Source organism: Streptomyces sp. PTL18 (assembly GCF_059510295.1).
Map to the genome: position 1 here is coordinate 31,664 of NZ_JCAJZO010000020.1, position 14,110 is coordinate 45,773.

At 72.6% G+C, this 14,110-nt stretch carries 13 protein-coding genes; 6 read left to right on the forward strand and 7 right to left on the reverse strand.

The annotated features are described in order from the left end of the window. Positions 1-311: 311 nt before the first annotated feature. The 5 genes from AC5WS8_RS29195 to AC5WS8_RS29215 all read right to left on the reverse strand — a co-directional run bounded on the left by AC5WS8_RS29195 (position 312) and on the right by AC5WS8_RS29215 (position 4,710). Positions 312-1,391, reverse strand: a complete 1,080-nt coding sequence (locus AC5WS8_RS29195; protein WP_496106492.1) for an aspartate-semialdehyde dehydrogenase — start codon at positions 1,389-1,391, stop codon at positions 312-314. Further along, a complete protein-coding gene (locus AC5WS8_RS29200) occupies positions 1,388-2,665 on the reverse strand; it encodes an aspartate kinase (RefSeq protein ID WP_496106493.1) in 1,278 nt (425 codons plus the stop codon). The genes AC5WS8_RS29195 and AC5WS8_RS29200 overlap by 4 nt, the downstream gene beginning before the upstream one ends. A 315-nt stretch (positions 2,666-2,980) precedes the next feature. Next, positions 2,981-3,640, reverse strand: a complete 660-nt coding sequence (locus AC5WS8_RS29205; RefSeq protein WP_496106494.1) for a DUF5063 domain-containing protein — start codon at positions 3,638-3,640, stop codon at positions 2,981-2,983. Continuing rightward, positions 3,633-4,232 carry a recombination mediator RecR gene (recR, locus tag AC5WS8_RS29210; protein WP_310763199.1) on the reverse strand — a complete coding sequence of 200 codons (600 nt, stop codon included), beginning with the start codon at positions 4,230-4,232 and terminating at the stop codon, positions 3,633-3,635. Before recR ends, AC5WS8_RS29205 begins: the two co-directional genes overlap by 8 nt. Before the next feature lie 139 nt (positions 4,233-4,371). Then, entirely contained in the window at positions 4,372-4,710 is a 339-nt protein-coding gene (locus AC5WS8_RS29215) for a YbaB/EbfC family nucleoid-associated protein (protein WP_496106495.1), read from the reverse strand. Between the two features lie 368 nt (positions 4,711-5,078). Between AC5WS8_RS29215 and AC5WS8_RS29220 the strand changes: the two genes are divergently transcribed. Further along, complete coding sequence (locus AC5WS8_RS29220) at positions 5,079-5,843, forward strand: SLATT domain-containing protein (RefSeq protein WP_496106496.1); 765 nt, start codon at positions 5,079-5,081, stop codon at positions 5,841-5,843. Between the two features lie 124 nt (positions 5,844-5,967). Here the strand turns inward: AC5WS8_RS29220 and AC5WS8_RS29225 are convergent, their stop codons facing one another. Beyond that, the gene (locus AC5WS8_RS29225) at positions 5,968-7,815 is read right to left on the reverse strand and encodes a serine/threonine-protein kinase (RefSeq protein ID WP_496106497.1); all 1,848 of its coding nucleotides are present in this window, start codon (positions 7,813-7,815) and stop codon (positions 5,968-5,970) included. A gap of 199 nt (positions 7,816-8,014) precedes the next feature. Here AC5WS8_RS29225 and AC5WS8_RS29230 point away from each other — a divergent pair, with 199 nt between their 5' ends. The 5 genes from AC5WS8_RS29230 (at position 8,015) to AC5WS8_RS29250 (ending at position 13,662) form a co-directional block, all read left to right on the forward strand. Further along, a complete protein-coding gene (locus AC5WS8_RS29230) occupies positions 8,015-9,370 on the forward strand; it encodes an aspartate aminotransferase family protein (protein ID WP_496106498.1) in 1,356 nt (451 codons plus the stop codon). A 106-nt stretch (positions 9,371-9,476) separates the two neighbouring features. Continuing rightward, positions 9,477-10,232 carry a GntR family transcriptional regulator gene (locus AC5WS8_RS29235; protein ID WP_496106499.1) on the forward strand — a complete coding sequence of 252 codons (756 nt, stop codon included), beginning with the start codon at positions 9,477-9,479 and terminating at the stop codon, positions 10,230-10,232. A 32-nt stretch (positions 10,233-10,264) separates the two neighbouring features. Beyond that, entirely contained in the window at positions 10,265-12,706 is a 2,442-nt protein-coding gene (locus AC5WS8_RS29240) for a dolichyl-phosphate beta-glucosyltransferase (RefSeq protein ID WP_496106500.1), read from the forward strand. Positions 12,707-12,773: 67 nt separating this feature from the next. Then, on the forward strand, positions 12,774-13,424 hold the full coding sequence (locus AC5WS8_RS29245) for a putative DNA-mimic protein (RefSeq protein WP_496106501.1): 651 nt from the start codon (positions 12,774-12,776) through the stop codon (positions 13,422-13,424). 4 nt (positions 13,425-13,428) lie between these two features. Then, on the forward strand, positions 13,429-13,662 hold the full coding sequence (locus AC5WS8_RS29250) for a hypothetical protein (protein WP_496106502.1): 234 nt from the start codon (positions 13,429-13,431) through the stop codon (positions 13,660-13,662). A gap of 10 nt (positions 13,663-13,672) precedes the next feature. Here the strand turns inward: AC5WS8_RS29250 and AC5WS8_RS29255 are convergent, their stop codons facing one another. Next, on the reverse strand, positions 13,673-14,101 hold the full coding sequence (locus AC5WS8_RS29255; protein WP_496106503.1) for an ester cyclase: 429 nt from the start codon (positions 14,099-14,101) through the stop codon (positions 13,673-13,675). Positions 14,102-14,110 lie beyond the last annotated feature (9 nt).

Genomic DNA, 14,110 nt, shown 5'->3' on the forward strand with positions numbered 1-14,110 from the left:
GCGTCAGGCAGCACGTCCCTGTGCACGTCCCCTCCTGCGCCCCCCAGCGCACCGGACGATGCCTCAAGTGCCCTCATGCGTACCAGCTCTTCCCCTGTGCCCCTTGTGCGCCCAGCCCCCGGAGGACGACCGCAAAGACGCTCCCCGCCCTGCGCATGGTTGCGGGGGCGGGGAGTGAAACCTTCGGACGCCGAGAACCTTCGATTCGAGTGATCCGGACCACGGGATGGTCCGTGCAACCCACACAGATCCTACAAACGTTTCAGCCAGTGGTCAGAGCTTTCCGGCCGTCGGCTGTCCGGCAGGGGGCTTCAAGCGGTGGCACCCAGCTCCTGCGCCACCAGTTCGGCGATCTGAGCGGTGTTCAGTGCGGCGCCCTTGCGCAGGTTGTCGCCGCAGACGAAGAGCTCCAGCGCCGCCGGGTCGTCCAGGGCCCGCCGCACCCGGCCGACCCACGTGGGGTCGGTGCCCACCACGTCCGCGGGCGTGGGGAATTCGCCCGCCTCCGGATTGTCGAACAGGACGACGCCGGGCGCTGTGGCGAGGATCTCGCGTGCCCGGTCCACCGTGACCTCGCCCTCGAAACAGGCGTGGACGGTCAGCGAGTGCGTGGTGACCACCGGCACGCGGACACAGGTGACGGCCACGCGCAGGTGGGGCAGCCCCAGGATCTTGCGGGACTCGTCACGGACCTTCATCTCCTCCGAGGACCACCCGTCCTCGCGCGGCGACCCGGCCCACGGCACGACGTTCAACGCCACCGGCTCCGGGAAGGGCCCGGTGTTGTCGCCCACCGCGCGCCGTACGTCACCGGGCTTGGTCCCCAGCTCCGTACCCGCGACCAGCGACAGCTGCTGGCGCAGCGTGTCGACGCCCGCGCGGCCCGCGCCGCTGACGGCCTGGTACGAGGAGACGACCAGTTCGCGCAGCCCGAACTCGGCGTGCAGGGCGCCGAGGGCCACGATCATCGACAGCGTCGTGCAGTTGGGGTTGGCGATGATGCCGCGCGGACGCACCCGGGCGGCGTGCGGATTGACCTCCGGCACGACCAGCGGCACATCGGGATGCATGCGGAACGCACCCGAGTTGTCCACCACGATCGCGCCCAGCGCGGCGGCGACGGGCGCCCAGTGCGCCGCGACCTCGTCCGGTACGTCGAACATCGCCACGTCGACGCCGACCAGCGCCTCTTCGGAGAGCGCCATGACCTCGACCTCCTCGCCGCGTACGGCCAGCTTGCGGCCGGCCGAGCGCGGCGAGGCGAGCAGACGGATCTCACCCCAGATGTCCGCGTGCTGGGACAGGATCTGGAGCATGACCGAACCGACGGCTCCGGTCGCACCCACGACCGCGAGCGTCGGCTTCGTCCCCCGGCGGGGGAGCCCGGTCATCGCCCGGTGCCTCCGTAGACGACCGCCTCGTCGCTCTCGGAGTCCAGGCCGAACGCGGTGTGCACCGCGCGGACCGCCTCGGGCACGTCGTCCTTGCGCGTGACGACCGAGATACGGATCTCGGAGGTCGAGATCAGCTCGATGTTCACGCCCGCGTCGGACAGCGCGGTGAAGAAGTCGGCCGTGACGCCCGGGTTGGTCTTCATGCCGGCGCCGACGAGGGAGATCTTGCCGATCTGGTCGTCGTAGCGCAGCGAGTCGAACCCGATCGCGGTCTTGGCCTTCTCCAGTGCGTCGATCGCCTTGCGCCCCTCGCTCTTCGGGAGCGTGAAGGAGATGTCCGTGAGCCCCGTCGACGCGGCCGACACGTTCTGCACGACCATGTCGATGTTGATCTCGGCGTCGGCGATGGCGCGGAAGATCGAGGCGGCCTCGCCCGGCTTGTCCGGCACGCCGACGACCGTGATCTTGGCCTCGGAGGTGTCGTGCGCGACACCGGAGATGATGGCCTGCTCCACCTTCTTGTCCCCTTGCTCGATCGGCTCGCTGCTGACCCACGTGCCCTGCAGCCCGCTGAAGGAGGAGCGGACGTGGATCGGGATGTTGTAGCGGCGGGCGTACTCCACACAGCGGTGGAGCAGCACCTTGGACCCGGACGAGGCCAGCTCCAGCATGTCCTCGAAGGAGATCCAGTCGATCTTCCGGGCCTTCTTCACCACGCGCGGGTCGGCGGTGAACACGCCGTCGACGTCGGTGTAGATCTCGCACACCTCGGCGTCGAGGGCGGCCGCGAGGGCCACCGCCGTGGTGTCCGAGCCGCCACGGCCGAGCGTGGTGATGTCCTTCTTGTCCTGGCTGACGCCCTGGAAGCCGGCGACGATCGCGATGTTGCCCTCGTCCAGCGCGGTGCGGATGCGGCCCGGCGTGACGTCGATGATCCGGGCTTTGTTGTGGACCGAGTCGGTGATCACGCCCGCCTGGCTGCCGGTGAACGACTGGGCCTCGTGACCCAGGTTCTTGATCGCCATGGCCAGCAGGGCCATGGAGATCCGCTCTCCGGCGGTCAGCAGCATGTCGAACTCACGCCCGGCAGGCATCGGGGAAACCTGCTCGGCGAGATCGATCAGCTCGTCCGTCGTGTCGCCCATCGCGGAGACCACGACAACCACCTGGTTGCCGTTCTTCTTGGCTTCCACGATCCGCTTGGCGACGCGCTTGATGCCTTCGGCATCGGCTACGGAGGAGCCTCCGTACTTCTGCACGACAAGGCCCACGTGCGCTCCTCGCTCAGTCCGTCTCTTTCCGCGCCTGCGAGACGCAGGTGCGGTCGGCTCAGTCTATCGAGCGACCGAATTTCCCTTCCGGGGTACCGCATGGTGAGATGTCCCGCTCACATGGGGATCATCCCGTTTTTCTTCGGACGGACGACGGCCTGCGACGGTTTTTCACCGCCGCTCTCCGCCGCCGCCCGAGGGCCGCTCAGCACGGCACCTGCCCCAACACCGGGCGGGTACGCGAAACGTGCCGCGAGTCACAGCAGAGGGCCTGCGGATCACGGAGGGTGACGGGTGCATCACCCTCCCGGGTCCTCAGGTGACGGGCCGCAGGCCCAGCGGGTCCGCGATCTCCTTGGCCATGACCCGGCCGGCCTCCTCCGCCAGGACCTCGTCGCCGAGGTCCTGGTCGGTGTCGAGACCGTCCAGTTCCTCCAGGGGCTGGTTCAGGCGGACGTGCGCGACCACGGACTGCAGGGCGCGGAGCGTGGCGGAGGCGGTGGAGCCCCAGTTGGAGAAGTAGGAGAACTGCCACCACCACAGGGCCTCGGTGGTGCGGCCGGCCCGGTAGTGGGCCATGCCGTGGCGCAGATCCGTGATCACGTCCGCCAGGTCGTCGGAGATACGCGCCGGGACCGGGGCCTTGCGCGGCTCGTACGGGTCGAAGACCTCCGAGTAGACGTCGACCGGGTCGAGCATGGTGGCGAGCCGTTCGCGCAGCTCGTCCACGTCCGGCTCCGGGCCCGGGTCCGGCTCGTAGCGCTCGTCGGGGACGATGTCCTCGTGCGCGCCGAGGCGGCCCCCGGCCAGAAGCAGCTGGGAGACCTCCAGCAGGAGGAAGGGCACGGCCGAGTCCGGCTCGTCCCCCTTCGCGACCTCCGTGACGGCGACCAGGAAGCTCTCGATCTGGTCCGCGATCTGGACGGCGAAGTCGTCCGGGTCCTGCGTCGTCGCGTGCAGCGTGGCGTCAGACATCTAGGAGTCGTCTCCCCTCGAAGGCGCGGCCGAGGGTGACCTCGTCCGCGTATTCCAGGTCGCCACCCACCGGGAGGCCGCTGGCCAGGCGGGTGACCTTCAGGCCCATGGGTTTGATCATGCGGGCGAGGTACGTGGCCGTGGCCTCGCCCTCCAGGTTCGGGTCGGTGGCCAGGATCAGCTCGGTGACCGCGCCGTCGGCCAGTCGCGCGAGCAGTTCGCGGATGCGCAGATCGTCCGGGCCCACGCCCTCGATGGGGCTGATCGCGCCGCCGAGCACGTGGTAGCGGCCCCGGAACTCGCGGGTCCGCTCGATCGCGACGACGTCCTTCGGCTCCTCCACCACACAGATGACCGACGGGTCACGGCGGGCGTCGCGGCAGATGCCGCACAGCTCCTCCTGTGCGACGTTGCCACAGGTCGCGCAGAAGCGGACCTTCGCCTTCACCTCGAGCAGCGCCTGGGCGAGGCGGCGCACGTCCGTCGGCTCGGCCTGCAGGATGTGGAAGGCGATCCGCTGCGCGCTCTTCGGACCGACGCCGGGCAGCCGCCCCAGCTCGTCGATGAGGTCCTGGACCACGCCTTCGTACAACGGACTGCCTTTCCTGGAAGAGGTTCGGTACGAACGGTAGCCGGGCTCGGTTTCCTCGTACGTACGGTAGTTGGCGCCTGCCTTTCGCAGAAGGGACGGTCCGACGGACGCCCTTCCCCGGCCGGAGCCACCGGGTGACTCAGAACGGCAGGCCGGGGATGCCGCCGCCGAGCCCCTGGGCCAGCGGGCCGAGCTTCTGCTGCTGAAGGGCCTGCGCGTTCTCGTTGGCCGCCTGGACGGCCGCGACGATCAGGTCGGCGAGGGTCTCGGTGTCCTCCGGGTCCACCGCCTTGGGGTCGATGACCAGGGCGCGCAGCTCGCCGGCGCCGGTGACCGTGGCCTTCACCAGGCCGCCGCCCGCCTGGCCGTCGACCTCGGTCCTCGCCAGCTCCTCCTGCGCCTCGGCGAGGTCCTGCTGCATCTTCTGGGCCTGCTGGAGCAACTGCTGCATGTTGGGCTGGCCACCACCGGGAAACACGATCAGCTCCTGCCTTCGTACGGTTCGGCTTCTTACGTGCGTAGGGGCGTACGGATGTCAGGGCGGGGTCTGCCGCCTCGGCACGAGCCTACGTGGTCACCGGGACGCGCGCTGGCGTAGCCCGTCCGGACCCGTATCCCGCCTACGGCGGCACCCTTTCGAGTGAGTTTGCCGAGCGTCGTATACCTGACCAAGACCCTCTTCCAGGCGGAAAAGCCGCGAAACCCGGTCACCCGCCACCCGCCCGGCGGTAGGAAGGGAGCGGCGCTTCAGCACCACGCGTCACGAGCACACTGCGGAGGGTGCGCGAAGTGAGCATCACGGAATGTGCATCGCGGAACGTCATAGCCGTAGGTAGGGAGTGCCGGGTGAGTCAGCCGGAGATGCAGCCCGAGGGCCCGCTCCAGGACGGGCGGGGCGACGGAGCGGCGGGGCTGCGGCCGGGCGACCCGGGCGATCCCGGTGCCCCCGGTGGCTTCATGGGCCGGCCGTTCCCGCACGGCGACTGGGGGGAGCCCGCCCAGCGGCTCGACGAGCTGTACCGGTGGGTGGAGCGGCGGGCGCTGGAGACGGCCGCCTGGTACCTCGCGAACCGGGTGTGGAAGCGGCGGGTGGCGCGGGCGCTGCGCGCGGGCGCTGCGCTGGGGGCCGTGTGCGGGGCCGCGCTTCCGCTGCTGGACCTGACCGGGGCGGCGCACGGGGTGGCTCCGTGGGCGTACCTGTCGCTGCTGGTGGGGGTGGCGTGCGTGGCCGGGGACCGGTACTTCGGGGTGACGTCCGGCTGGATGCGGGACGTGGCGACGGCACAGGCGGTCGGGCGGCGGCTGCAGGCGCTGCAGTTCGACTGGGCGTCGGAGAGCGTGCGGGAGGTGCTGGGGCCGACGGAGGGGACCGCGGCGGAGGCCGCGGAGCGGTGCCTTTCGGTGCTGCGGCGGTTCTCCGAGGACGTGACGGAGCTGGTGCGGGCGGAGACGGCGGACTGGATGGCGGAGTTCCGCACCGGCTCCGCCCCGCTGGCGATGCAGTCGTCGGGGGCGGCGGCTCCTCGCCCGGAGGGCACCGTGCCGGGGCGGTTCCCGCCGCCGGGCGCACGGCCCAACATGCCGCGCCAGCGGCCGCCGGAGGCCCGGTAGAGCCGGGGCCGGTGCCGACCCCGACCCTGCCCGGCCCCGACCCTGCCCGGCCCCGCCCCGCGCCTGCCCGGTGCCGCCCGGCCCTGCCCCTGCCCCTGCCCCTGCCCCTGCCCCTGCCCTGCGCCTACCCGGCCTTCGTATAGGTCAGGGCCTTGCCGCTGGCCGTGTTCAGGCGTTTGAGGCGGCCGTCCGGGAGCAGCGTCAGTTCCGTCGCGCCGCCCGGGGTGCAGGACGGCGACCGCCGTCCGGCGACCGTGGACGGGCCGATCCTCAGCGGCCCGTTCGCGGTGGGCTTCTCGGCCAGCTCGGCCTGGAAGACGCAGTGGTACGTGTCGCCGTCGGCGGTCAGCGACAGCACCGTGTCCCCCACCCGGCCCTGCTGGACGACCAGGCGCCGGGTGTTGTGCCCGGTGGCGTTGTCGATCGCCGCGGTCCAGGTGCCGAGGTAGGCGTCGGGGACGACGCCGGGGCCGGCCGAAGCCGACGCGGGCGCCGAGGACGACGGGGACACCGAGGACGACCGGGACGGCTGCCCGGGCGTGCCCGGGCCGGGCGTCGTGGGCGCGGAGGCCCGCGCCGGGCCGCCGCCGGTGGTGCGGGTCCCGTCCCCGCGCAGCACCGCGTACACCGAACCGCCCGCACCGAGCGCGACGACCAGGGCGACGAGGATCAGCACGGCGGTGAAACGGCCGCTGCGCCGCGCGGGCGCTGGCGCCGGATCGCCGTACGGGGACGGGCCGTACGGCGGCCTGCCCCAGCCTCCGGGGGCGGGCGGCTGGAGGTGCTGCTGCGGAGGCCCGAAGACACCGAGGGGTGGCGGTACCGCGCCGGAGGCGGGCAGGGGCCCGGGGACCGTGGGGGCCGTCGGAGGTGCGAGGAGCGTGGGCGCCGGGGAGGCCGGGAGGGTGGTCGCCCGCGCAGCCGCCGGAGTCCCCGCTCCCGCCTTCTCCGGAGCGTTTGGGCCCTCCCGGTCCTCCGTGTCCTCCGGTTCCTCGCGGCCTCCCGGCCCCTGCGAGGGGTCCTCCGGATCCTCCGCGTCCAGCAACCGCACCGCGTGGCGTCCCAGCTGTGCGACCAGGGCGCCGGGCAGCCACGGTTCGCGGCTGCGGCCCTCGCTGAGCGTGTCGTCGGCGCCCGTGCGGTCCAGGATCTGCGCCGGGGTCGGCCGCGCGGCCGGGTCCTTGCGCAGGCAGTCCCGTACCAGCTCGGCCAGCCCCTCCGGCAGGCCCTCCAGGTCCGGGTCCTCCTGTGCGATGCGGAACATCAGGGCGTGCGCCCCGCTGTTCGCGCTCCCGAAGGGAAGGGTGCCCGTGGCGGCGTAGGCCAGGACGGACCCCAGGCAGAAGACGTCGCACGCGGGCGTGACGCGGTCGCCCCGCACCTGCTCGGGCGCCATGAACCCGGGCGACCCGACGAGCGCCCCGGTGCGCGTGGAACCGGCGCCCGTGAGGGTCTCCAGCGCACGGGCGATGCCGAAGTCGATGACCCGGGGGCCGTCGATGGTCACGAGGATGTTGGAGGGCTTCAGGTCGCGGTGGATCAGCCCGGCGGCGTGGATGTCCTGCAGGGCGTGGGCGAGCCCGGCGGCCAGCACGCGCACGGAGCGCTCCGGCAGGGCACCGTGGTCGTGCGAGACGACGGTCTGCAGGGTGGGCCCGGCCACGTACCCGGTGGCGACCCACGGGATGTCGGCCTCGGTGTCGGCGTCGAGGACGGGCGCGGTCCAGTACCCGCCGACCCGCCGCGCGGCCCGCACCTCCCGCCGGAAGCGGGCCCTGAACTCCTCCTGCTCGGCCAGCTCCCGCCGCACGAGTTTCACGGCGACCGTGCGGCCCCGGTCGGACCGGGCCAGATACACGCTCCCCATACCGCCGACCCCGAGCCGCGCCAGCAGCCGATACGCCCCCACGCTCCCCCGGAGCCTGTAGCCCGGGGGGATCCCCAGCGGATCCCCGGTCCCCAGCCGTTCCATCGCCGCCTCACCTGCCCCCCTGTGCGTGCGACAGCCAGAGAATAGTGCCGTCCCGAAAGGAGTCGGCAGCGGCGGCGCGCACGGTTCCGTAACGAGCCGCGGCGAGGCGTCCGGAACCCGACAACCTGTCGCGGATTCCCCGCGACCGCAGACATCCCGCCCATGTCCGGCCCGCCTCCCCCGCTCCTAGCCTCGCCGCATGATCCCTCAGACCGACCCCCAGGCCGGCGCCGCCGTCAAGGCCGCGGACCGTGCGCACGTCTTCCACTCGTGGTCAGCGCAGGAGCTCATCGACCCGCTCGCCGTCGCCGGTGCGGACGGGTCGTACTTCTGGGACTACGACGGCAACCGCTACCTCGACTTCACCAGCGGGCTCGTCTTCACCAACATCGGCTACCGGCATCCCAAGGTCGTCGCCGCGATCCAGGAGCAGGCCGCGACCCTGGCCACCTTCGCCCCGGCGTTCGCCGTCGAGGCCCGCTCCGAGGCCGCCCGGCTGATCGCCCAGCGCACCCCCGGCGACCTGGACAAGATCTTCTTCACCAACGGCGGCGCCGACGCGGTGGAGCACGCCGTGCGCATGGCCCGACTCCACACCGGCCGGCCCAAGGTGCTCTCCGCGTACCGCTCCTACCACGGCGGCACCCAGCAGGCCGTGAACATCACCGGGGACCCGCGCCGCTGGGCCTCCGACAGCGGCGCGGCGGGCGTGGTGCACTTCTGGGCGCCGTTCCTGTACCGCTCGCGGTTCTACGCCGAGACCGAGCAGCAGGAGTGCGAGCGGGCACTGGAGCACCTGGAGACGACCATCGCCTTCGAGGGGCCCGGCACGATCGCCGCGATCGTCCTGGAGACCATCCCGGGCACTGCCGGGATCATGGTCCCGCCCCGCGGCTACCTCGCGGGCGTGCGCGACCTGTGCGACAAGCACGGGATCGTCTTCGTCCTGGACGAGGTGATGGCCGGGTTCGGGCGGACCGGCGCGTGGTTCGCGGCCGACCTGTTCGAGGTGGTTCCCGACCTGATGACCTTCGCCAAGGGCGTGAACTCCGGCTATGTGCCGCTCGGCGGTGTCGCCATCTCGCACAGGATCGCCGAGACCTTCGCCCGGCGTCCCTACCCGGGCGGTCTGACCTACTCCGGTCACCCGCTGGCCTGCGCCGCCGCGGTCGCCACGATCGAGGTGATGGCACAGGAGGGCGTCGTCGCGAACGCCGCCGTGATGGGCGCGCAGGTCATCGAGCCGGGGCTGCGGGCGCTGGCCGAGCGGCACCCGTCGGTGGGCGAGGTGCGCGGCGTCGGCATGTTCTGGGCCCTGGAGCTGGTCCGGAACCGCGAGACCCGCGAGCCGCTGGTGCCGTACAACGCGGCGGGTGAGGCGAACGCCCCCATGGCCGCGTTCGCCGCCGCCGCGAAGGCGCACGGCCTGTGGCCCTTCGTCAACATGAACCGCACCCATGTCGTCCCGCCCTGCACGATCACCGAGGCGGAGGCGAAGGAGGGCCTCGCGGCCCTGGACGCCGCCCTGTCCGCGGCCGACGAGTACACGGTCTGAGCGGCCCCGTACCGCAGGTCGGGCACTCCCCGGTCCCCCACCGCGTAAGGTGACGTGTCTCCGGCAGGACACACGCCCGTACGCGGATGGGGGGACCCAGACAACGATGCCCGGCAATGGCGCCGTCACCCGCAGCACCCTGCGGCAGCAGATCGCGGACGCACTCCGCGACGAGGTGCTGGCCGGCCGGTTGCAGCCGGGGCAGGAGTTCACGGTGAAGGAGATCGCCGAGCAGTACGGCGTCTCCGCGACCCCCGTCCGCGAGGCGCTGGTCGACCTGTCGGCGCAGGGTCTCCTGGACGCCGTCCAGCACCGGGGCTTCGAGGTCCGCGCCTACTCCCTGGACGACTACCGCGGCATGATCGAGGCCCGCAGCCTGGTCACCGACGGCATCTTCCACCGCCTCACCGAGGGCGGCGCCCGCGGCGGCGACCGCGGGACCGCCGACCGCGGGACCGCCGACCGCCGCAGAACCGCCGACCGCCGCAGGACCGCCGCAGACGAGCCGCGCCGCACCGCCGCCCTCGCCGCCGTGCGCCGCCGCGGCGAGGAGGCCGCGCGCGCCGCCACCGTCGGCGACCTGAACATCCTCATCGGCTACGACCTGCGCTTCTGGCGTGAGCTGAGCGCCCTGTACGGCAACCCCTACCTCGCCGACTTCCTGCACCGGCTGCGCGTGCAGTCCTGGGTGTGCGCCGTGCAGCACCTGCGCCGGGTCACCGATCTGAGGGGCCGGCTGTGGGCCGGGCACACCGAACTGGTCGACGCCCTCACCCGCCGCGACCCGGCCGCCGCGCAGGCCGTGGTCGCCGCGTACCACGCGCACTCCCTCACCCTGCTGGAGCGACTGGCCGCCGGTTGAGCACGGGGCAGACCGCGGACGTCTTAGAGGACATGCCGGCCATCTCCAACGCCCCGTCCGTCGACCTGTCCGTCGTCGTACCCGCCCACAACGAGGAGGAGCGGCTCGGGCCCACGCTCGACGCGATCACCGCGTATCTGCGCGACAACGAGGGCCGCCTCGGGGCCTGGGAGGTCGTCGTGGTCGACGACGGGTCCACCGACGGGACGCGGGACGTCGTCATCGCCGCCTGCGCCGCCGAGGAGCGCGTGCGGCTCGTCACCGGCGACCGCAACCGGGGCAAGGGCCATGCCCTGCGCCTGGGGGCCCTGGCCACCTGTGGCCGCCGGGTGCTGGTCACCGACGCCGACCTGGCCGCCCCGATCGAGGAGCTGGAGGTCCTCGACAAGGCGCTGGCCGAGGGGTACGCGGCGGCGGTCGGCTCCCGCGCGGTGCCGGGCGCGACCATCGAGCGGCCCCAGAGCCGACCTCGCAGGCTGCTCGGCCGCGCCGCGAACGTGCTGATACGCCGGACCGCCGTGCCGGGCGTACGCGACACGCAGTGCGGTTTCAAACTGTACGAGGGCGACCGCGCCCGTGCGGCGTTCGCCGCCTCCCGGCTCAGCGGCTGGGGCATCGACGTGGAGATACTCCGGCACTTCCGGCGCTCCCGCTGGCCGGTGACCGAGGTACCGGTGCGCTGGGCGCACCAGCCGGGCTCCAAGCTCCGCCCCCTCGACTACGTCCGCACGGCGGGGGAGCTGGCCCTGCTGAAGGCGCGTTCCGTCCGCCCGGCCGACGTCCTCGCGGTCGTCGTGTTCCTGCTGATGGCGGTGGGCCTGTACGCGGGCCGCTGGGCGGACCCGGACCACCGCTACCTGCCGGACTCGATGCAGGACCAGAACCAGTGGGAGTGGTTCTTCGCGGTGACGGCCCACAACGTGGCCCACCTGCGCAACCCCCTCTTCACCCATCTCCAGGGCTTCCCCGACGGCGTGAACCTCATGGCCAACACGGTCATGTTCGGCCTGACCGTCCCCCTCGCGCCGCTCACCCTGCTGCTCGGCCCCGCGGTCACGCTCGCCCTGGTGATGACGCTCGGGCTGGCCGCCACGGCCGCCGCCTGGTACCGGCTGATCGTGCGACGGGTGGTACGGCACCGGGGCGCGGCCTTCACCGGCGCCGCGCTCGCCGCGTTCGCGCCCCCGATGGTCAGCCACGCCGCCGCCCACCCCAACTTCGTCGTCCTGTTCATGATCCCGCTGATGATCGAGCGCGCGCTGCGGCTGTGCGCGGGCGCCGGGGTGGTGCCGGACGGGGTGGTCCTCGGCCTGATGGCGACGTACCAGATCTTCCTGGGCGAGGAGCCGCTGCTGCTCGCCTCCCTCGGCACGGCGCTGTTCGCGGGCGCGTACGCGGTGGTGCGCCGGGACGTGGCGAAGGCGGCGTGGCGCCCGCTGCTGAAGGGGCTCGCGATCGCCGCGGCGGTGTGCCTGCCGCTGGTGGCACTCCCCCTGTACTGGCAGTTCTTCGGCCCGCAGAGCTACCGGAGCGTCTTCCACGGCGGCTTCACGGGCAACAGCCCGCTGTCCCTGCTCGCCTTCGCCAAGGACTCACTGGTCGCGGGCGACGAGGACACCGCGAACGCACTCGCCCTGAACACGACCGAGCAGAACGCCTTCTACGGCTGGCCGCTGGTGGCCCTCGCCCTCGCGATCGTCGTACGGCTGTGGGAGCAGGCCCTGGTCAGGGCGCTGGGCTTCACCGCCCTCGCCGCCGCCTTCCTGTCCCTCGGCCCGCGCTTCCGGTTCCCGCTGTCGCACACCACGGCCCCCGGCCCCTGGGCGCTGTTCGCGCACCTGCCGCTGTTCGAGTCCGTCATCGAGGGCCGGGTCGCCCTGATCTGCGCGCCCGCACTCGGCCTGCTGCTGGCGGTGGCGATCGAGCGGCTGGCGCACACACCGCACGCCGGCAACCAGCTGCTCGGCCTCACGGCGGTCGCTGCCGCGCTCGTCCCGATCGTCCCGGCCCCGCTGCCGGCGGTGGAACGGGCTCCCGTACCGGCCTTCATCGCGGACGGCACGTGGAGGTCGTACGTCCACGGGGACGAGACGCTGGTGCCCGTCCCGCTGCCCGACTCCGGCGACGCGGAGGCGCTGCACTGGCAGACCGCGGCCCACTTCGCGTTCACACTGCCCGGCGGGTACTTCAACGGCCCCTGGGGCAGCGAGCGCATCGGCGTCTACGGCGCCAAGCCCCGCTTCACCGCCGCCATGCTGCGGGACATCAGCTTCACCGGCGTGAAGCCCACCATCGGCGACACCTGGCGGGCGCGGGCCCGCGCCGACTTCGCGTACTGGAAGGCGGGCGTGCTGGTGCTGCCACCGCAGGAGTACCAGGACCCGTTGCGGGACACCGTGAACAAGCTGGTGGGGCGGCCCGGTAAGTGGGTGGGCGGCGTGTGGGTATGGGACCTGCACGGCTTGCACGGCTGAGCGCGACCGGCCGCCCGCACGCCCATTACGCTTCCTGCACCACACCGATAACCCGAGGAGCTTACTGTTGGCCTGTGACCTGTGGCTGGTCCCGCTCGTCGACGTGTTGTGCCACACCCCCGACAACCCTTTCGCCGAGGAACTCGCCCTCTACGACAAGGTGCTGGGCGAAGCCGGACTGCCACCGGTGCCGGTGTACCAGTACATGCCGGGCCTGACCGGAGCGGTGGCCCCGGTCGCGGGATTCGACTACGACGCGCTGCACTTCCTGCGCCGTGCCTATCTGCTCCAGGTGTGCGGCCTCGCCGTGACCCCGGTCGACGAACTGGGCGGCGACTACGAGCAGCTCCTGGAGATGTTCGAGTCGACGGCCCAGCAGTCGCACCTGGTGTGGCACTACGACCACGCCGGCGCCTACGTCCCCGTGGACTTCCCGCAGCCCCTGTCGAACGACGAACTCCTCGCCGGCGGCGGCCCGTTGGGCTCCTCCCAGGCGCTGCTGCGGGAGCTGGAGTTCGTGGCCGCCTCGATCGGTATCGACCCGTCGAACCCCCCGGCCGCCCCGGAGCCCCCGCTCGCTCCCACGGCTCTGGAGGAACCCGCGCTCCCGGCCCCCTACGACCCGAGCCCGTTCGCCCGCGAACGCCATGTGTGGCTGGGGCTGCACGCGGCGGCCACGCGGAGCCTGGCGCAGGGGTCGATGATCGTGTTCAGCTGAGGCGGTGAGGGGCTCTCTGCGGGTGCCCTTCCCCCGGCAGATGGTCACCGCTGACGCGGCACCCCGAGGAGGCGGCAGGCGCCGCGCCCGGGGCGGGGACTGCCCGCACTGCGACGACCGGTGCGGGTGGCGCCGCAGGCTGTCCGGCTCCGGCAGCCTGCCGCACCCGCAGTGCCTCGTGTGCCACCACGTCCGGACCCACGAGACCCGCTTCGGCGCCACCCGCTCGACGCCCTGACGCGTCCGGTTCAGCTCTGCGGCAGGGGCCGGCCGAGCTGGGCGAACAGCCCCAGGCGGTCGCTCACCGCACGTATCTCGGTGATCCGGCCCGCGCTCAGCGTGAAGATCCAGATCGCCTCGCTCTCGAAGGCCCTCCCGGTCGGCTCGGGCATACGCGGGTGGGCCCCGCTGGGCACCCCCCGCTGGGTGACGCGGGCCACCACCCGGTCACCCTCGCTGATCAGCTCCTCCACCCGGGCGGTGAGCGGAGCCAGCGCCTCGGACTGCCGGCGCAGGCCGTCGAAAGCAGCCCCCGGCTCGTCGGCCTCGCCGTGGATGATCTTGTGGTCCACGACATCGGCCGCCATGTACCGCGGCAGGTCCTCGATCCGGCCCTCGCCGACCGCCTCGAAGAACCCCTGGACGACCTTCTTGCCGTCGTCGGCTGCCTCGCTCACAACTCCCCG